Source organism: Pseudomonas sp. GL_117 (genome assembly GCF_057835125.1).
In genome coordinates this window covers 4,218,672-4,237,941 of the sequence record NZ_CM174418.1, presented here as the reverse complement: position 1 = coordinate 4,237,941, position 19,270 = coordinate 4,218,672, and the positions used below count along the sequence as shown (strand labels likewise).

General features: G+C 59.9%; 17 protein-coding genes, 2 tRNA genes and 1 pseudogene. 14 read left to right on the top strand and 6 right to left on the bottom strand.

The genetic code is table 11. The features are described from left to right. Positions 1-156: 156 nt before the first annotated feature. Positions 157-1,113, top strand: a complete 957-nt coding sequence (locus AC3ISR_RS19230) for a DMT family transporter (protein ID WP_192296906.1) — start codon at positions 157-159, stop codon at positions 1,111-1,113. Here the strand turns inward: AC3ISR_RS19230 and AC3ISR_RS19225 are convergent. Continuing rightward, the gene (locus AC3ISR_RS19225) at positions 1,110-2,492 is read right to left on the bottom strand and encodes a class II fumarate hydratase (protein WP_192296905.1); all 1,383 of its coding nucleotides are present in this window, start codon (positions 2,490-2,492) and stop codon (positions 1,110-1,112) included. The genes AC3ISR_RS19230 and AC3ISR_RS19225 overlap by 4 nt on opposite strands. A 193-nt stretch (positions 2,493-2,685) precedes the next feature. Between AC3ISR_RS19225 and AC3ISR_RS19220 the strand changes: the two genes are divergently transcribed. From AC3ISR_RS19220 to AC3ISR_RS19190, 7 genes are all read left to right on the top strand, one after another. After that, complete coding sequence (locus tag AC3ISR_RS19220; RefSeq protein ID WP_192296904.1) at positions 2,686-3,204, top strand: DUF2059 domain-containing protein; 519 nt, start codon at positions 2,686-2,688, stop codon at positions 3,202-3,204. A gap of 6 nt (positions 3,205-3,210) precedes the next feature. Then, positions 3,211-3,507 (top strand): BolA family protein, encoded by a 297-nt coding sequence (locus AC3ISR_RS19215; protein WP_192296903.1) that lies wholly within the window; start codon positions 3,211-3,213, stop codon positions 3,505-3,507. A 119-nt stretch (positions 3,508-3,626) separates the two neighbouring features. Next, positions 3,627-4,568 carry an oxygen-dependent tRNA uridine(34) hydroxylase TrhO gene (trhO, locus tag AC3ISR_RS19210; protein WP_192296902.1) on the top strand — a complete coding sequence of 314 codons (942 nt, stop codon included), beginning with the start codon at positions 3,627-3,629 and terminating at the stop codon, positions 4,566-4,568. A 36-nt stretch (positions 4,569-4,604) separates the two neighbouring features. Then, positions 4,605-5,207: a DsbA family protein gene (locus tag AC3ISR_RS19205; protein WP_192297236.1), complete on the top strand. Its 603-nt coding sequence runs from the start codon at positions 4,605-4,607 to the stop codon at positions 5,205-5,207. Next, positions 5,200-7,002: an ABC transporter ATP-binding protein gene (locus tag AC3ISR_RS19200; protein ID WP_192296901.1), complete on the top strand. Its 1,803-nt coding sequence runs from the start codon at positions 5,200-5,202 to the stop codon at positions 7,000-7,002. Before AC3ISR_RS19205 ends, AC3ISR_RS19200 begins: the two co-directional genes overlap by 8 nt. A gap of 71 nt (positions 7,003-7,073) precedes the next feature. After that, a complete protein-coding gene (locus AC3ISR_RS19195; protein WP_192296900.1) occupies positions 7,074-9,536 on the top strand; it encodes an EAL domain-containing protein in 2,463 nt (820 codons plus the stop codon). 44 nt (positions 9,537-9,580) lie between these two features. Next, a complete protein-coding gene (locus AC3ISR_RS19190; protein WP_489324408.1) occupies positions 9,581-10,381 on the top strand; it encodes an iron-containing redox enzyme family protein in 801 nt (266 codons plus the stop codon). 23 nt (positions 10,382-10,404) lie between these two features. Here the strand turns inward: AC3ISR_RS19190 and AC3ISR_RS19185 are convergent, their stop codons facing one another. Together AC3ISR_RS19185 and lldD are read right to left on the bottom strand one after the other, a co-directional pair. Beyond that, entirely contained in the window at positions 10,405-11,331 is a 927-nt protein-coding gene (locus AC3ISR_RS19185) for a GGDEF domain-containing protein (RefSeq protein ID WP_489324407.1), read from the bottom strand. 290 nt (positions 11,332-11,621) lie between these two features. Then, complete coding sequence (lldD, locus tag AC3ISR_RS19180) at positions 11,622-12,758, bottom strand: FMN-dependent L-lactate dehydrogenase LldD (protein ID WP_489324406.1); 1,137 nt, start codon at positions 12,756-12,758, stop codon at positions 11,622-11,624. Between the two features lie 101 nt (positions 12,759-12,859). Between lldD and AC3ISR_RS19175 the strand changes: the two genes are divergently transcribed. The 6 genes and pseudogenes from AC3ISR_RS19175 to AC3ISR_RS19150 all read left to right on the top strand — a co-directional run bounded on the left by AC3ISR_RS19175 (position 12,860) and on the right by AC3ISR_RS19150 (position 15,766). Further along, positions 12,860-13,765: a LysR family transcriptional regulator gene (locus AC3ISR_RS19175; protein ID WP_192296896.1), complete on the top strand. Its 906-nt coding sequence runs from the start codon at positions 12,860-12,862 to the stop codon at positions 13,763-13,765. Positions 13,766-13,806: 41 nt separating this feature from the next. Beyond that, a tRNA-Asn gene (locus AC3ISR_RS19170) sits at positions 13,807-13,882 on the top strand. Between the two features lie 122 nt (positions 13,883-14,004). Beyond that, positions 14,005-14,172: pseudogene (locus tag AC3ISR_RS19165) on the top strand (ParA family protein); the annotation flags it as partial. 285 nt (positions 14,173-14,457) lie between these two features. After that, positions 14,458-14,931 (top strand): Xre family toxin-antitoxin system antitoxin, encoded by a 474-nt coding sequence (locus AC3ISR_RS19160; protein WP_192296893.1) that lies wholly within the window; start codon positions 14,458-14,460, stop codon positions 14,929-14,931. Then, positions 14,931-15,434 (top strand): RES family NAD+ phosphorylase, encoded by a 504-nt coding sequence (locus tag AC3ISR_RS19155; protein ID WP_463984516.1) that lies wholly within the window; start codon positions 14,931-14,933, stop codon positions 15,432-15,434. The genes AC3ISR_RS19160 and AC3ISR_RS19155 overlap by 1 nt, the downstream gene beginning before the upstream one ends. Positions 15,435-15,693: 259 nt before the next feature. After that, positions 15,694-15,766: transfer RNA gene (locus AC3ISR_RS19150), tRNA-Asn, on the top strand. A 101-nt stretch (positions 15,767-15,867) separates the two neighbouring features. Here the strand turns inward: AC3ISR_RS19150 and AC3ISR_RS19145 are convergent. From AC3ISR_RS19145 to AC3ISR_RS19135, 3 genes are all read right to left on the bottom strand, one after another. Further along, on the bottom strand, positions 15,868-16,269 hold the full coding sequence (locus AC3ISR_RS19145) for a hypothetical protein (RefSeq protein ID WP_463984515.1): 402 nt from the start codon (positions 16,267-16,269) through the stop codon (positions 15,868-15,870). Beyond that, entirely contained in the window at positions 16,256-16,669 is a 414-nt protein-coding gene (locus AC3ISR_RS19140) for a hypothetical protein (protein ID WP_318652579.1), read from the bottom strand. Before AC3ISR_RS19140 ends, AC3ISR_RS19145 begins: the two co-directional genes overlap by 14 nt. Positions 16,670-16,788: 119 nt before the next feature. Continuing rightward, a complete protein-coding gene (locus tag AC3ISR_RS19135; protein ID WP_225595211.1) occupies positions 16,789-19,101 on the bottom strand; it encodes a TonB-dependent siderophore receptor in 2,313 nt (770 codons plus the stop codon). Positions 19,102-19,270: the final 169 nt, after the last annotated feature.

Below are 19,270 nucleotides of genomic sequence, written 5' to 3'. Positions count from 1 at the left end.
GCTTGCTCGCGAATGCGGTGTGTCAGCCAATACATGCAGCGACTGACACCCTGCATTCGCGAGCAAGCCCGCTCCCACATTTGAACTGCAGCGTATCGCGAGTCGTGTTCTTGCCCCTAGAATGCGGCTCCACTTCCTCTGGCTTCTGGGGCACTCATGCACATCTCTTCCGGCCGCTGGGTCTATGGCTTTCTGTTGACCCTGCTGACCGCGTTCCTGTGGGGCATCCTGCCGATCAAACTCAAGCAGGTGCTGCAGGTGATGGACCCGATCACCGTCACGTGGTTTCGCCTCACCGTTGCCGGTGGGTGTCTGTTCTTCTACCTCGCACTGACCAAGCGCCTGCCCAGCCACAAGGTGCTCGGCCCCAAGGGCGGCTGGCTGGTGGGCATGGCCGTGTGTGGCCTGGTGGGCAACTACGTGTTGTACCTGGTGGGCCTGCAACTGCTCAGCCCCGGCACCGCGCAATTGGTGGTGCAGATGGGCCCGATCTTTTTGATGGTCGCCAGTGTGTTTGTGTTCAAGGAGCGCTTCAGCCTGGGCCAAGTGCTCGGCCTGATCGTGCTGATCTGTGGCTTTGGTTTGTTCTTCAATCAACGCCTGGAGGAGTTGCTGACGTCCCTTGGCGATTACACGGCGGGCGTTCTGACCGTTCTGCTGGCCACCACCATTTGGGTGTTCTACGCCTTGGGCCAGAAGCAATTGCTCACCGCATGGAATTCGCTGCAAGTGATGATGGTGATCTACCTGTGTTGCGCCGTGTTGCTTACGCCGTGGGCACACCCGTTGGAAGCCTTGGACCTGAGCCCGCTGCAAGCATGGCTGTTGCTGGCGTGCTGCATGAATACCCTGGTGGCGTACGGTGCGTTTGCCGAAGCATTGGCGCACTGGGAAGCCTCGCGGGTCAGTGCGACTCTGGCGCTCACGCCGTTGGTGACTTTTGTTGCGGTGGCGGTGGCAGCGTGGTGGTGGCCGGATTATGTGCAGGCCGAAGAGATCAACGCCCTGGGGTATGCCGGGGCGTTGGTGGTGGTGCTGGGCTCGGCGACCGTGGCGCTGGCGCCTTCATTGATGGCCGGGCTCAAGGCCCGGCGGTTGCGCATGGCGTCTTAGGCTCCCAGCATGTTTTCCGGGCGCACCCACAGATCGAACTCGGCATCGGTGAGGTAGCCCAGCGCCAGGGCGGCTTCCCGTAGCGTCAGCCCTTCGGCGTAGGCTTTCTTGGCGATTTCGGCCGATTTGTCGTAGCCGATATGCGGGTTGAGCGCTGTCACCAGCATCAGCCCGCGCTCCAGGTGTTCGGCCATTTGCCCGGCGTCGGGCGCAAGCCCAGCCACGCAATGCTCCTGGAAGTTGTTGCAGCCGTCGGCCAGCAGACGGATCGACTCCAGCAGGTTGTGGATGATCACCGGTTTGTACACGTTCAACTGCAAGTGACCCTGGCTGGCGGCGAGGCCGATGGTCACGTCATTGCCCAGCACCTGGCAGGCCAGCATCGACAGGGCTTCGCACTGGGTCGGGTTGACCTTGCCCGGCATGATCGAACTGCCAGGCTCGTTGGCGGGCAACTTGACCTCGGCAAACCCGGCACGCGGGCCGGAGCCCAGCAGGCGCAGGTCGTTGGCGATTTTCATCAACGCCACCGCGAGGGTTTTCAGAGCGCCGTGCAGGGTCACCAGCGGCTCATGGCCGGAGAGGGCGGCAAACTTGTTCGGCGCGGTGACGAAAGGGAGCCCGGACAACGCCGCCAGCTCGGAGGCAATCGCCTCGCCAAAGCCATGGGGCGCATTCAGCCCGGTGCCCACCGCCGTGCCACCCTGGGCCAACTCGCACACCGCGGGCAGGGCGCTGCGCACGGCGCGTTCGGCGTAGTCGAGCTGGGCGATAAACGCCGAGAGCTCCTGGCCGAAGGTGATCGGCGTGGCATCCATCATGTGGGTACGGCCGGTCTTCACCAGCTTCATATGCCGTGCAGCCTGTTCGGCCAGGCCACCGGAGAGTGCGGCAATGGCTGGCAGCAAGCGTTGGTGTATCGCCTGGACCGCCGCAATGCTCATCGCCGTGGGAAAGCAATCGTTGGAGCTCTGGGAGCGGTTCACATGGTCGTTGGGATGCACCGGGCTCTTGCCGCCACGGGTTTTGCCCGACAGCTCATTGGCGCGGCCCGCGATGACTTCATTGGCATTCATGTTGCTCTGGGTGCCGCTGCCGGTCTGCCAGACCACCAGCGGGAACTGGTCGTCGTGCCTGCCTGCGAGGACTTCGTCGGCGGCCTGTTCGATCAGGCGGGCGATGTCGGCGGGCAGGTCGCCGTTACGGTCGTTGACCCGCGCGGCGGCCTTCTTGATCAGCGCCAGGGCGTGCAACACCGCCAGCGGCATGCGTTGCTCGCCGATGGCGAAATTCACCAGTGAACGTTGGGTCTGCGCGCCCCAGTAAGCGTCATCCGGGACTTCTACGTCTCCCAGGCTGTCGGTTTCGATACGGCTCATCGGGCACACTCCTTGAGATCGGTTTGCGCAGTTTAGGCCGTGATCGGCCGGTGGGGTTCCCTAAAAGACTTTTCATCGGATTCATCCGCGCAGAATCCTTGCCCGGCAAGGCCCGGGGTTGAGCCGCGAGGTTTTTTAGGCGCAGAATGGGCGCCCTTGGGGTCTTACCTCGCCTGCTAGAAAAGGAAACTCGATGACTCGTCTTCGTGCCATCTGTACCGCGGTTGCTCTGGTTTGCGCCAGCGGCCAGGTTTTTGCCGATACCGCCAGCCACAACGCCAGTGCCGAAGCCTTCCTTACCCTGGCCCACGCCGACAAGCTGGGTACCCCGGTGTACATGCAAGTGCAGCAAATGTTCGCCCAGCGTTTCGAACAGACCAAGGCACCTGCCGCCAAGCAGTCCGTGCTGGACAGCTACCAGGCCAAGGCCAACGCCGCCCTGGACAAGGCCATTGGCTGGGACAAGCTTAAACCGGACATGGTCAAGCTCTACACCACCAACTTCAGCGAATCCGAACTCAAGGACCTGGTGGCTTTCTACCAATCGCCATTGGGCAAGAAAGTCCTCGAAAAAATGCCGCAACTGACCCAGCAATCGGCCCAGATGACCCAGGCCAAGCTGGAAAGCGCCGTGCCGGTGGTGAACAAGCTGTTGGACGACATGACCAACGAGCTGGCGCCGAAAGCCGCCGCACCGGCCAAGAAGAAGTAAGCAGGAATGACCATGCAACAGCGTATCGAAACGGCGCTCGCCGCCCTGGGCCCGGACCACTTGAGCGTGCTGGATGAAAGCCACATGCACAGCCGTGGGTTGCAGACCCACTTCAAGGCCGTGCTGGTCAGCCCACAGTTCGAGGGGCTTAACCGCGTCAAGCGCCATCAGAAGGTCTACGCCACCCTGGGTGACCTGATGAGCGAGTTTCATGCGCTGGCGCTGCATACCTACACGCCTGAAGAATGGGCGAAAATCGACGCAGCCCCGGCCTCGCCGACCTGCGCCGGCGGGCATGATTGATGATCGGGTGTCTCTGACACCGGGCATTTGTTAGAATCCGCAACGCGCCGCTCAGTCGGCGCGTTTTTTTTTGCATCCGGTTCACCCTTTACGAGGGTAGCCACCTGGAGAGAACACCCATGACTCAACCGATTGTCGTGGCGGCACTGTATAAGTTCGTCACCCTCGAAGATTACGTCGCCCTGCGCGAGCCACTGCTGCAGGCGATGGTCGACAACGGCATCAAAGGCACCTTGCTGATCGCCGAAGAAGGCATCAACGGCACCGTTTCCGGTAGCCGCGAAGGCATTGATGGCCTGATGGCCTGGCTGAAGAACGACCCGCGCATGGTCGACATCGACCACAAAGAATCCTACTGCGACGACCAGCCGTTCTACCGCACCAAGGTCAAGCTCAAGAAAGAGATCGTGACCCTGGGCGTCGAAGGCGTCGACCCGAACAAGAAGGTCGGCACCTACGTGGATCCGCAGGACTGGAACGCGTTGATCAGCGACCCGGAAGTGCTGTTGATCGACACCCGCAACGACTACGAAGTGTCGATCGGCACCTTTGAAGGCGCAATCGACCCGAAAACCACCAGTTTTCGCGAATTTCCCGAGTATATCAAAGCCAACTTCGACCCGGCCAAGCACAAGAAAGTCGCCATGTTCTGCACCGGCGGTATTCGTTGCGAAAAGGCCTCCAGCTACATGCTCAGCGAAGGCTTCGATGAGGTGTATCACCTCAAGGGCGGCATCCTGAAGTACCTCGAAGAGGTGCCGCAGGCCGAAACCAAGTGGCAGGGCGACTGCTTTGTTTTCGATAATCGCGTGACTGTGCGCCACGACTTGAGCGAAGGCGACTACGATCAATGTCATGCCTGCCGCACACCCGTGAGTGTCGAAGACCGCGCGTCCGAGCACTACGTGGCTGGCATCAGCTGCCCGCATTGCTGGGACAAGCTGCCGGAGAAGACCCGCCGTAGCGCGATCGACCGGCAGAAGCAGATCGAGCTGGCCAAGGCCCGCAATATGCCGCACCCGATTGGCTTCAACTACAAGCAATCCCCTTCCGAGGCCTGAGCCATGTCCGCGCGCTTGCTCTATGTAATGGACCCGATGTGTTCCTGGTGCTGGGGGTTTGCCCCGGTAGCCGAAGCCTTGGTGGGGCAGGCCCGGGCCGCCGGTGTGGAACTGCACCTGGTGGTGGGCGGCTTGCGCACCGGCAGCGGTGCGGCGCTGGAGCCGACCACGCGGCGCTACATCCTCGAACACTGGCAGGCGGTGACCGACGCTACCGGCCAGCCGTTCAAGCGCGAAGGCGCGTTGCCCGACGGTTTTGTGTATGACACGGAGCCTGCGTGTCGCGCCATCGTCACCGCGCGCAGCCTGGCGCCGGATTGTGCATGGACATTGCTGGGGCTGATCCAGCGCGCGTTTTATGTCGAGGGCCGCGACGTGACCCTCGCCAGCGTGCTGGTGGAGCTGGCCGAACAGGCGGGCATCCCGCGTATCGAGTTTGCCGGTGCCTTCGACCGTGCCGAGCAGCACGCGGCCACGGCTGCCGATTTCACCTGGGTGCAGGACCTGGGCATCGCCGGTTTTCCGACGCTGCTGGCCGAGCGCAATGGCCAGCTGGCTTTGCTGACCAACGGCTACCAGCCGCTGGCCGAGCTGTCGCCGCTACTGGGCCGATGGCTGGAGCGAGCCACCTGTGCATGAACCGGCCCAGCGCACTGATCGACTGACCTGGGCGGAGATCCGCCGCCTGGCCCTGCGTCACAAGAAATCCCTGTGGATCGCCAATGGCGTCGCCGTCCTGGCGACCCTGTGCAGCGTGCCTATCCCGCTGCTGTTGCCGCTGCTGGTCGATGAAGTGCTGCTCGGCCACGGCGACGCCGCGCTCAAGGTGATGAACCACGCGCTGCCGTTGGGCTGGCAGAAAGCCGCCGGTTATATCGGCCTGATGCTGCTGGTGACGTTGTTCCTGCGCTGCGGCGCGCTGGTGTTCAACGTGGTGCAGGCGCGGCTGTTTGCGCGGCTGGCCAAGGACATCGTGTACCGCATCCGCGTGCGCTTGATCGAACGGCTCAAGCGCATTTCCCTGGGGGAATACGAAAGCCTGGGCAGCGGCACGGTCACCACCCATTTGGTCACCGATCTGGACACCCTGGACAAATTCGTCGGTGAAACCCTCAGCCGTTTCCTCGTGGCGATGCTCACCCTGGTGGGCACGTCGGCGATCCTGGTGTGGATGCATTGGCAGCTGGCGCTGCTGATCCTGCTGTTCAACCCGTTGGTGATCTACGCCACGGTGCAGTTGGGCAAACGGGTCAAACACCTGAAGAAACTCGAGAACGACAGCACCTCGCGGTTCACCCAGGCCCTGACCGAAACCCTGGATGCGATCCAGGAAGTGCGCGCCGGCAACCGCCAGGGGTTTTTCCTCGGCCGCCTGGGCCAGCGCGCCCAGGAAGTGCGTGACTATGCGGTGCACTCGCAGTGGAAAACCGATGCGTCCAGCCGCGCCAGTGGCTTGCTGTTCCAGTTCGGCATCGACATCTTCCGCGCGGCGGCGATGCTCACCGTGCTGTTTTCCGACCTGTCCATCGGCCAGATGCTCGCGGTGTTCAGCTACCTGTGGTTCATGATCGGCCCGGTGGAGCAACTGCTTAACCTGCAATACGCCTATTACGCGGCGGGCGGCGCGCTGACGCGGATCAACGAGCTACTGGCACGGGCCGACGAGCCGCAATACGCCGGCGGCGAAGACCCGTTCAGCGGGCGGGAAACGGTCGGTATCGAAGTCCGCGGGCTCAATTTCGGCTATGGCGAAGACCTGGTGCTCGACCAACTGAACCTGGCCATTGCGCCGGGCGAGAAGGTCGCGATCGTCGGCGCCAGCGGTGGCGGCAAGAGCACCCTGGTGCAGTTGCTGCTGGGGTTGTACACGCCGCAGGCGGGCAGCATCCGCTTCGGCGGTGCGACCCAGCAGGAAATCGGCCTGGAGACCATCCGCGAGAACGTCGCCGTGGTGCTGCAACACCCGGCGTTGTTCAACGACACCGTGCGCGCCAACCTGACCATGGGGCGCACCCGCAGCGACCAGGCCTGCTGGCAGGCCCTGGAAATTGCCCAGCTGGATGCTACCGTCAAGGCACTGCCGATGGGCCTGGACAGTGTGGTGGGGCGTTCCGGGGTGCGGTTTTCCGGCGGCCAGCGGCAACGCCTGGCGATTGCGCGGATGGTCCTGGCCGAGCCGAAGGTGGTGATCCTCGACGAAGCGACTTCCGCCCTCGACGCCGCCACCGAGTACAACCTGCACCAGGCGCTGGCGCGGTTTCTCAGCGGGCGTACTACACTGATCATCGCCCACCGTCTGTCGGCGGTTAAGCAGGCAGACCGGGTCTTGGTGTTTGACGGCGGGCACATTGCCGAGGATGGTGATCATCAACAACTGATCGCCGACGGTGGGCTGTACGCAAAACTTTATGGACACTTGCAACAAGTGCGTTGATTTAGCCTAGGCTGAGCTATCGGAAGCGGTTTTTCGCGTGCGTATCCAGCGGTGCATGTGCAAGGGACTTCATGAAGCAAAAGCGGACTCTCGGAACGCCTCGGCTGTTGGGCATTGTGTGGCCCTTTATCGCCGTCGTGCTGTTCCAGGCATTGTTAGGCTGCGTCAGTCTCTACGTGCTTTCGGCCGTGCGCGGCTACGTGGCAGGCGAAAGCTTGTGGTCCAAGGGCCAGAAAGATGCCATCTATTACCTGACCCTCTACGCCGACAACCGCGACGAAACCACCTACCTCAAGTACCAGCAAGCCATCGCCGTGCCCCAGGGCGGGCATGAACTGCGCATCGCCCTCGACCAACCCGCTCCCGACATCGCCGCCGCCCGCCAGGGCATCCTCAAGGGCGGTAACCATCCCGACGATGTCTCCAGCCTGATCTGGCTGTACCTCAACTTCCGCCATTTCAGCTACCTGGAAAAAGCCATCGAGCTGTGGACGGTCGGCGACGGCTACCTGCTGCAACTGGATGACCTGGCCCAGGAAATGCACCGCGCGATCCGCGCCGACCACGTCAGCGGCAACGACGTGCGGCAATGGAAGGCACGCATCACTGCGATCAATGAAGGCGTGACGCCGGCCGCCAAGGCCTTCAGCGACGCCTTGGGCGAAGGTTCGCGGATGATTCTGCGCCTGCTGCTGATCACGAACCTGGCGACCGCCCTGGGCCTGATCGTGCTGGCGCTGTTGCGCACCCACAAACTGCTGGCCCAGCGTCATGCGTTCGCCGACGCCTTGCAGGCGGAAAAGGAGCGTGCGCAGATCACCCTGGAGTCTATTGGCGATGGGGTGATCACCACCGACGTCGATGGCGCCATTGCCTACATGAACCCGGCGGCCGAGGCGTTGACCCACTGGAAGTCCGCCCAGGCCCAGGGCCTGCCCCTGGCCGCGTTGTTCAAACTGCTCGACGAAAACGCCGAGCCCGACGGTTTTACCCTGATCGATCACATCATCAAGGGCCGGCTCAGTGGTGGCAGCGAGCATTCCAAGCTGATCCAGCGCCTGGACGGCAGTACGGTTTCGGTGACGCTGGTGGGGGCGCCGATCTGCAGTGCCGGCAAGGTCAGCGGGGCGGTGCTGGTGCTGCACGACATGACCCAGGAGCGCCAGTACATTGCCAACCTGTCGTGGCAGGCCACCCACGATGCGTTGACCGGCCTGGCCAACCGTCGCGAATTCGAGTTCCGGCTGGAGCAGGTGCTGCATCACGTGGGGCGCCAGCAGAACCCACGGCATGCGTTGATGTTCCTCGATCTGGACCAGTTCAAGCTGGTCAACGACACCTGCGGCCACGCGGCGGGCGATGAACTGCTGCGGCACATCTGCGCGCTGCTGCAATCGGACCTGCGCGACGGCGACACCCTGGCGCGCCTGGGCGGCGACGAGTTCGGCATCCTGCTGGAAAACTGCCCGGCGCCGGTGGCGGAGAAAATCGCCGAGAGCCTGCGCCATACCGTGCAAAGCCTGCATTTTGTGTGGAAGGGCCGGCCGTTCATGACCACCGTCAGCATTGGCCTGGTGCATATCTCCCAGGTCCCGACCACCCTGGAGACGTCACTGCGGGCGGCGGACATGGCCTGCTACATGGCCAAGGAAAAGGGCCGCAACCGGGTGCAGGTCTATCATGCCGACGATTCGGAACTGTCCCTGCGGTTTGGCGAGATGGCCTGGGTGCAGCGCTTGCACATGGCCCTGGAGGAAAACCGGTTTTGCTTGTACGCCCAGGAAATCGCGCCCCTGGGGTATACCGATGGCGGCACCGGGCATATTGAAATCCTGCTGCGCCTGCATGACGAAGGCGGTCGCATCATCTTGCCCGACAGTTTTATCCCGGCCGCCGAGCGCTATGGCTTGATGACCTCGTTGGACCGTTGGGTGGTGGATAATGTGTTCAAGATCATCGCCGACTGCATGCGCGAGCGGCCGGGCCTGCCCATGGCGATGTGTGCGATCAATCTGTCGGGTATTACCATCGGCGATGACGACTTCCTCGGCTTTTTACGTGAGAAATTCAATAGCTACGGTATACCGCCGGCGATGATCTGTTTTGAAATAACCGAAACCAGTGCTATCGCCAACCTCGGCAGTGCAATTCGCTTTATTAATGAACTCAAAGCCTTAGGTTGTCATTTCTCGCTCGACGACTTTTGTGCCGGAATGTCCTCATTCGCTTATCTCAAACATTTACCTGTAGACTTCCTGAAGATCGATGGAAGTTTCGTAAAGGATATGCTGGACGACCCGATTAACCGCGCCATGGTCGAAGTGATCAATCACATCGGCCACGTCATGGGTAAGCGCACAATTGCCGAGTTTGTTGAAACACCGCACATCGAACAGGCGTTGCTTGAGATTGGTGTGGATTACGCTCAGGGCTACCTGATAGAACGCCCGCAATTGTTTACCTTTGATAGCTTGCAGTGTCGACCTGTGCGACCGCAGCCCCTGTTATTCAGGGCGCCCGGCACATTCCGCTGAAACATACGCTGGTCTGTACTATCACACTAAAAAGGAGCCTTATAGTGATCGACACATTCAACAGAACCGGCCCGCTAATGGAAGCCTCAAGTTACCCAGCCTGGGCACAGCAATTGATCCAGGACTGTAGCGAGAGCAAGCGCCGAGTTGTCGAGCACGAACTGTACCAGCGCATGCGTGACAACACGCTCAGCGCCAAGACCATGCGCCACTACCTGATCGGTGGCTGGCCGGTGGTTGAACAGTTTGCGTTGTACATGGCACAGAACCTCACCAAGACCAAGTTTGCCCGCCATCCTGGGGAGGATATGGCGCGACGTTGGCTGATGCGCAATATTCGCGTCGAGTTGAACCACGCCGATTATTGGGTGCATTGGGCGCGTGCCCATGGGGTCAGCCTCGAGGAGTTGCAGGCGCAGAACGTGCAGCCTGAATTGCATGCGCTCAGCCACTGGTGCTGGCACACCAGTTCGGCCGATTCGCTGATCGTGGCCGTGGCCGCGACCAACTATGCAATCGAAGGGGCGACGGGCGAGTGGTCGGCCGTGGTGTGTTCCACAGGTGTCTACGCGGCGGCCTTCCCCGAAGAAGAACGCAAGCGTGCGATGAAGTGGCTGAAGATGCATGCCCAGTACGACGATGCCCACCCGTGGGAAGCACTGGAAATCATCTGCACCCTGGCCGGGATGAATCCGAGCAAGGCCTTGCAGGTCGAGCTGCGCCAAGCCGTATGCAAGAGCTACGACTACATGTATCTGTTCCTGGAAAGCTGCATGCACCTGGAGAAAGAGAAAGCGCCTGCGGCCGTGCGTGAGCGCCCGATGCGCGTCGCCAGCGAGGCGTGATGTAACACGTGATGGCGGGGTGCTTACCCCGCCATTGCCAAGCGGTTGCGGCCTTCGCGCTTGGCCACGTACAAGGCGCTGTCGGCCCGGCGCAGTAGGCTGTCGGCCGATTCTGCGGCCAGCAGGGTCGAGCAACCGAGGCTCACGGTCAGTTCGATTCTTGTCCCATCCGCCCAATAGTCGTGGGCTTGTGCCGCCTTGCGCAGGCGTTCGCCGACCAGCGCCGCCGCATCCCGGCCGGTGTTGGACAGCAGGATCAGAAACTCTTCCCCGCCAAACCTGAACACCATATCGACGTTACGCAACTGGCTCTTGAGGGCCTGGGCCACGGTGCGCAACACGCTGTCGCCGGCCGTATGGCCATGGGTGTCGTTGATGACCTTGAAGTGATCGATGTCCAGCATCAGCAGCGACAGTGGGTTCAAATGCCGGCGCGCCATGTCGATTTCCCGTTGCAGGGTCTGGTCCATGGCGATGCGGTTACCGGTTTGCGTCAACGGATCGCGCAGCGCGCTGCGGGTGGCCGCGCGATAGAGCAGGGCATTGCGCATCGGGTAGAGCAGGGTAGCCAGCAAGGATTCGAGCTGGCTCAGTTCGTCTTCCAGCAGGCGCTGGTTGCGGCGGAACACCAACTCGCCCAGGTGCTCGCCTTCATGGCTCAGCGTGTAGCTCACCGAGTGATGGCCGCGATGGCCAAATTCCAGGCGCAGGTCGCTGGCCTGGTGGTGATATTGCAGGGCGTCCAGGGGGACCAGGCGTTGGATTTCGCGGAAAAACAGGCCGAGGATCCGCTCCGGTTCCAGGCTGGTCTGCAAGTGCATGCTCAACTGCTGGCGCAGCTGCCCGACTGTGGTGGGGCGTTGTGGCAGGGAGGACGGTTGACCGAAACCCAGGCGGTGCAATTTGGCACTGTCGAAGTCAATTGCGTTGGTATGGGTCGGTGTTTTCATAAACTATCAGCCTCTAAGCGCAGAACTGTCTTACAGGCTCGATAAGAGCGGCGAGTGCCATGCGTCGTACTGTTCCCTCAGTTCCGTAAAACATTGGAAACAGTTTAGACCGCTTTGCAGTGGGTTATAACCCCTGGGCACTGCCACACGTCTTGTCATCGCCTAACCTGCTTGAGACAAGTTAGAGCGAGATTCATGCCAAATCCTTTGTTTTTATAAAAGTCCTTTTAAATCAGATGGCTGTAAATACAGCCAAGGTGCAACGGTGCCCGGTGACGCCATTTATTTGGCTATGGGTTGACCAGCGTTGTACGGTCGATCTGATCGATCGAGGTCACACCGGTCAGGGTCATGGCCACGCGCATTTCCTTGGCGAAGATATCCAGCAGGTTTTCCACGCCGTGCTGACCCTCGGCGGCCAGCGCGTAGGCGGTCGAACGTCCCAGCAGGCACGCCTTGGCGCCCAGGGCGAGCATGCGTACCACGTCGAGCCCGGAGCGCACACCCGAGTCCACCAGCACCGTCAGATCTTCACCGACCACTTCGGCAATCGGCGGCAATGCCTTGGCAGTGGACAACACGCCATCCAACTGGCGGCCGCCGTGGTTGGAGACCACGATGCCGTCGGCGCCGAAACTCACGGCGTCCTTGGCGTCTTGCGGGTCGAGGATGCCCTTGATGATCATCGGGCCTTTCCAGAATTCTCGGATCCACTCCAGGTCTTTCCAACTGATCGACGGATCGAAATTGTTGGCCAGCCAGCCGATGTAGTCTTCCAGGTGCGTAGGTTTGCCGAGGTATTTGGAGATATTGCCCAGGTCATGGGGGCGCCCCATCAACCCGACATCGACGGCCCATTGCGGCTTGGTCACGGCTTGCAGTATGCGGCGCGAAGCGGCGAACGGCCCGGACATGCCCGAGTGCGCATCGCGGTAACGTGAACCCGGCGTGGGCATATCGACGGTGAATACCAGCGTCGTGACCCCGGCGGCTTGCGCACGCTCCAGGGCATTGCGCATGAAACCGCGGTCCTTGAGCACATAGAGTTGGAACCAGATCGCCTGTGGGCTTTGCGACGCGACCTCTTCAATCGGGCACACCGACACTGTCGACAGGCAGAACGGAATACCTTTGTTCGCCGCCGCCTTGGCCGCCTGCACTTCACCGCGACGCGCATACATGCCGGTCAGGCCAACCGGGCTGAGGATCACCGGCAGCGCCAATTCCTGGCCGAACAGCGTGCTTTTCAGGCTCAGGTTGTCGACATTACGCAGGATGCGCTGGCGCAGGCTGATGTCGGCCAAGTCCGTGCCGTTGGCGCGCATCGTGTGCTCAGCGTTGGCGCCACCGTCGATGTAATCGAACAGAAAGCGCGGCAGCTTGCGTCGGGCGGCTTCACGGTAATCGGAAGCGGACGAAATGATCATCAGCGTAAACTCCACAGGTCAAAGGGGGTTCACGATAAGCAAAGCTCTGGCATGATAAAAACAACTTTTTCAACTAGCATCCAGTCGCTAAAGGAATACTGATGAACCTCAGAACACTGCGCACCTTTGTCGAAGTGGTGCGCCAGGGCGGTTTCTCCCAGGCGGCTGAGGTTGTGTCCCTGACCCAGTCCACGGTGAGCAAGGCGGTCAAGACCCTGGAGGATGAACTGGGCATGCCGCTGCTCAATCGCCTCGGGCATAAGAACGAACTCACCGCCGCTGGCGAAATGACCTACCGCCGCGCCCAGGTGCTGCTTGCCGAGCACAATGACCTGCTGGCCGAGATCAACGACTTGCGCGGCCTCAAGCGCGGCGTACTGCGCATCGGCTTGCCGCCAGTGGGCTGCGGTGTGTTGTTTGCAGCGATGTTTGCGACCTACCGCCGCCGCTATCCGGACATCGAGATCGAACTCACCGAATACGGCAGCAAAAAACTGCGCGACTGCCTGGAAGCGGGGGAGGTCGACCTGGCGGCGCTACTGCTGCCGATGGACGAAGGTTTCGACTACCAGCCCGTACGCAACGAACCGTTGATGGCCGTGCTACCCGTGGAACACCCTCTGGCGCAAAACACGCGCATCGACTTCAACGACCTGGCGGACTCGCCGTTCATCCTGTTCGAAGCCGGCTTCGCCCTCAACGCCAAGATCCTCGCCGCGTGCGAACGCAAAGGCGTGACCCCTCGGGTCGCGGCCCGCAGCGGGCAGATCGACTTTATCGTCGACCTGGTCTCGGCCGGCCTGGGCGTCGCCTTCCTGCCGCGCATGCTGGCGCACAAGCATCAACACACCGGCATCGCCCTGATCCCGCTGGACGAACCCCACACCGACTGGCACATCGCCCTGGCCTGGCGCGCCAGCGCCCACCTGCCACCCGCCGCGCGGGCCTGGCTGGATTTGGCCAAGGAACAGCCACTCACAACCGATCATCCGGTACGTTCGCACTGAATGCTTGACTTCTTCTTTTTAATCAGTAACATACGGCGCATTCCGCGATAGCTCAGTTGGTAGAGCAAATGACTGTTAATCATTGGGTCCCTGGTTCGAGTCCAGGTCGTGGAGCCAGATAGAGAAAAGCCTGCAGAGATGCAGGCTTTTTTTTGCCTTGGATTTCTCCGAGGTGATCGAAGCGCACAGCGTGGCAGGCATGAAGACGTCTCTAATCCCACGATTCAGAGGTAAGCCCCATGAAAGTCGCTGCAGTCGTTTCAACCAAAGGCGGGCCGGGTAAGGCTACGGTTGGCGCCAATCTGGGCGCGTTCTGCGCCGATGCAGGTGTTCGTACCCTGTTCATCGATCTTGATAATCAGCCGTCGTTGTCCTCGTTTTACAACCTGGAGCATGACGCGCCTGGGTGATGAAACTGAGCGGACGATTTGAGTTTCATCGCTGGGATCCAGAGGAAGATCTACTGAATCCTCTACGCATATTTGAGGGAGAACATTACGCAAACAGGTTCGCCAATTCCCGTATTAAGTGACAGACAATGCTCATCTAGCTTGAATTGGACTTGCAGAAAATGCCTCTTTTCAATCTGCCAGTTTCAGTGTGCGATAGGCGAAAAATACCCATCGTCGGATAGGTTGGCTTTCTCTGCCATCTGGCGATATATTTTAGCCATATGGCAGAGGAGGGCGACCATGATTCCTGCAAGCAAAAGCCTACAAGCGACAACATACGATCCAGCGCGGCCGCTACAGCTGCTGTTTGGCGAAGGCAAAAAACTCAAGGTTACGAGTGCGTTTGAGCTTCATTCCATGATGGAGAAGGGGTTTCCGTCAGAGCTGGTGATTGCGTTTGTTCAGTCATACAGCCAACTACGAGATCACCATGTGTTCTCTAAGGTGCTCGGGCTTTCGGATCGAACGGTGCAGCGGCGTATCAAAAAGCCTGAACCCCTGACGGCTGAGCAGACCAACAGCACGTGGCGTCTGGCTAGCGTATTGAGTAAGGCAGAGGAGGTGTTGGGAGATCGCCAGCAGGCGCTCAACTGGATGACCTCTCCTGCTATGGGGCTCGAGGGAAAGACGCCTCTGGATCTGCTGACGACTCAGATGGGATTTGAGCTGGTCGAAGACTTTCTGACCCGCATGGAATACGGGGTGTATTCCTGATGACGATAGTGCCAGGGAATGGTGAGTTGTATTTGTGGCGATTGGATCAAGAGAAGCATGCATCCAGCTGGTCGTCCGGTATTGGGGCTGAAATCGCTGGCGGCCGGTGGAACTCTAAAGGTATCAAAGCGGTGTACTGCTCTGCAGATCCGTCTACTGCGATCCTTGAGGTGGCCGTGCACAAAGGTTTTCAGGCGCTGGACACGATTGCGCATGTACTCACGTGTGCCCGGGTCAAGGACTTCAAGCTCGTCCATCGGGTCATGCCTGACTCGGTACCTAACGCAAACTGGCTGTTCCCGGGTTCACCCGGGCGAGGTCAGCAGCAGTTTGGTGACAGCCTCTTAGCAGAGCATCCCTTCGTGTTGATTCCTTCAGCCGTTTCCCGGCATAGCTGGAATGTGCTGATGAATCCCTCTGCAGCGAACGATTTATTCGAATTGATCAGCCAAGAGCGGTTTGCGCTCGACACACGGTTGAACCCTCCTCAGCCTATGCGTTGACCGTCGAACCAGGACGATAGGCACCCATTGGACAAACGGATTGCTTAGGGGGGGCTGAGACCCGAATGAATTGCATTGCCAGATTTTTGCAGGATTGCCGGCTGAATGCTGACAAAGGGCGCCTCCTTTTCCTACAGGTCATTGTTTTGCCACGCTTTGACAACCCAACCCAACCCAACCCGACTAACTCTCCTGGCGTGACGCATTCATGTGCTCACGCAGTGCAGCGTTTCAGTGTCTCCAGCACGTTTTCCGTAGGCCCGTTGCGACCAATCGGTAGCAAATGACTGTTAATCATTGGGTCCCTGGTTCGAGTCCAGGTCGTGGAGCCAGATAGAGAAAAGCCTGCAGAGATGCAGGCTTTTTTTTGCCTTGGATTTGGCCGGGGTGATCGAAGCGCACAGCGTGAGCAAGCGGATGCCAGGATGGGCCATCAATGAGATGACTTTCTATCCTTTGCAAGCAGTTCTCTTGCCATCTCCATTGCCTGTTGACGTGAAGCAGCTAGAAGCAGAGGGTAGCCCCAGAACTTGGCAAAAACGGCCGCGAATGCCCTGAAACCAAGACGTTTTGCCGAGTTGGGTTCGACCAGAATCATTGCCAGAACCCACTTTCGCAATTCAATTTTGTGCTTTTTCATCCAGAGTGCGGTGCGTTTCTTTTCTTCCGGCGAGTGCTCATGGTCTTCGGCAGGTGCTATATCAGTCAGGAGCACGAACGGCTCCCCACGCTGCAAGTTGGCCTCGAATTCGGCGAAATCCTTTTGGTGATCGTGCCCGGGCTCTTGCGTAAGTTTCATCCAGACAAAAGGGAAGTCAGAACTATTGACCGACATGGTCGACTCCTTTGCTTTTGATGCAACGCCAAGTGGCTGCGATTGCGAATACGCCTGGCAGCGTAATGAAGAACACGGCCGAAAAAGCAACGTGCCAACCGTCGCGCAATCCGTCGGAGATTCCCCCGAGGGTATTCAGCGCGACAAGTAAGCTGCCGAGAACCAGGGCAACCCACTGAGCCTTGCGGGTTCCCATCAGTGCGATAAGCACCGTGACGATCCAAGAACCATAGAAGGCGGAAAACATCCACAGTACATCGGGTTCAAACGTAATAGCCGGTGTCGCTGCGTGTGCTCTCACAAAGTCATTTACATAGAAAAATAACTGGAAGCTGACAAAAAGTACGGCACCAGCGGCTGTCGTCAACCAGAACAAGGCTACGTTGTTTGGGGTATTCACGGCCGTGTCTTGGGCGGGGTGAAGGGTAGGCTGAAGGGGCATAGGAGCTTTCTCGACAATTAGTGGGCTGTTGTATGTGTTGGGATTTCTAACGGGTGAAGTGTTTGCCTGCGGGAGAATCAATACCTATAGTCCAGCGTCACCATCAGGTTGCGTGGCGCGCCATAACCTACGGTGTCAAAATCGCCCTTCTGCAACGCATACTTCTTGTCGAGCACGTTGTTGACGTTGACCGCCGCGGTGATCTTCTTCGTGATGGCGTAGCGCCCCAACAGTGATACCAGCGCATAAGAACCTTGTTCCCCGCCCAACGAACTGGTGCCGGTTTTAGGCGCCTGGTAGAAGCGGCTTTGCCATTTGACGCCTGCACCGAGGGTCAACTTGCGCCACTCTCCAGGTAGTTGGTAGGTGGTGAAAAGCTGGGCTGTAGTGCGCGGTATTTGGGAGTTCAAGCGCACGCCATCGCCATCTTGCGCCGTGAAATGGGCGATACCTGAATAGATGTTCCAGCCACGCGCCAATTCGCCCTGCAAGTCCAGCTCGACCCCGCGCGACTTCGTGCCATCCGCGCCTACATAGGCTTGGGCACCACCTGGGGTATAGGTTCCTGCGACCATCTGTGCAGCGTTGTCCAGTTTGGTCTCGAACACGGCCATCGACGCATTCAGACGCCCGTCCAGATAAGCGCCTTTGAGTCCGATCTCCTTGGTTTTTCCCTTCGACGGCGTGAGCACATTGCCCTTGCTGTCGCGATAGTCGGTTTGCGGATTGAATATGCCCGTGTAGCTCACGTAGGCCGAATAGGTCTTGTCGATGTCGTAAATCAAGCCAGCATACGGCGTGAATTCACTGCTCTTTTTGTAGTGCAGCGACGAGCCGCCCACGGCGTCGTCGATTTCATAGTTGCTGAAGCGGCCGCCGACAATGAGTTTCAGAGGCTCGGCCAGCGAGAACCGGGCTGCGCTATAGACGCCGCTCTGTTTGATCAGGGTACGGGTCGGGATCGAAGCTATGGCATCGAAGTTGGGGCGAGGAAAGGCTGGGCTCAGTTCGTAGACATTGACCGGGGTAAGGCCTGCATAGAACGGAGCGATATCTTGCTGGCTGGCGGTGCGGCGCGAACTCGTCGCCCCCACCACCAGGTCATGCTGGCGGCCAAGCAGTTCGAAGGGGCCGCTCGCCATCACGTCGAAGGTGTTTTGACGGCTGCGACCTTCGGACGCCAGTGCCACCGGATAAGCTCCGTTGGGAAAGGAACCCAGCCCCGTGGCGCGATCCGGGCGACCGACCAGGCCGAGTAGTTGGGCATCGTATTCGGTGCGGTACTGGTTAGCGACGGCCCGGAGGTTCCAACCGTTGTCGAAGCGGTGCTCGATCTCGGCAAACGCCGTTTTAAGGGTGTTGTCCCAATGGCTCCAGTTCTGAGCGTAGTTTTTGGAGCGTGAATACTCCGCCTGCGTGCCGTCGCTGAACCAGAGCGGCAAACCTCCCCAAGTGGAGCCCTTCGGCGTGATGTCCTGGTAGTCATAACCCAGGCTCACCGTCGTGTCCGGCGTCAGATCTGCCTCGATGATGCCGTAGAACGCCTTCCTTTGCGGCTTGTACCCATCGATGTACGAGTTTCCTTCCTGGGACGTCCCGACTATGCGGGCGCGGACACGGCCATCCTCGGTCAACGGAGTCGATACGTCGGCCATTTCCCGGTGGGTATCCCAGCTCCCCGCACCGAGCGAGGCGGACGCCGAGAATTCGCGGGTCGGCCGTTTGCGCACCAGATTGATGGCGGCCGAAGGATTGCCGGTGCCGGTCAGCAGGCCGGAGCCGCCGCGCACTACCTCGACACGATCATAGAACGCGGTATCGAGAGAACCGATACCGCTCCCATTAACGATGTTGCCGACGACGGTGGGTATGCCGTCGTACTGAACGTTGTTGATCAAGAAACCACGCGAGTAGAAACTCGTCCGTTCGCTGTCGGATTGGTATGAAGAGACGCCTGTGGCGTTCTCCAGTACGCCCTGCACCGAATTCAATTGCTGGTCGTCCATGCGCTGGCGGGTGATCACCGTCACCGACTGCGGTGTTTCCCGCAACGAAAGCGGCAGGTGCGTCGCCGCCGTCGTCTGGCCCGTGGTGTAGGAGCCAGTACCTTCAGTGGTCGCCGTATCCATTGGGCCCGTCACGGTGATGGCCGGCAAGGCTATTTCCTCCTGAGACTTGCCTCCCGCCGTGGTTTGGATCTGCCCTGGCTCGGCGGCGAATGCGCCTTGCGCGCTGATCAGAACGGCCGCCGCTACGGCCGAGCCCAGTACGGTGCGGGGCGCGCTCCGGATTACTCCCTTGTAAGACCCTCCCGGACGAGGAAAGCCATCGGGCTCTGCGCGCATATCAATTGGCCAACGGGATTTCCCAACAGTTGTGATGGTGAACATCAACAATACTCATTTGTATTTAGATGTTGCATTTAACAACACACACAGAGGGGTGTGATGGCGAAACCAGGCCAGATTATTATTCATTTAGGCCAAGCGTGATGTCATCTTGGCGTGAGGATGGTTTTCGTTGAAAACCTGGCGTTGCGTGAACACCTGCAGTCGCATG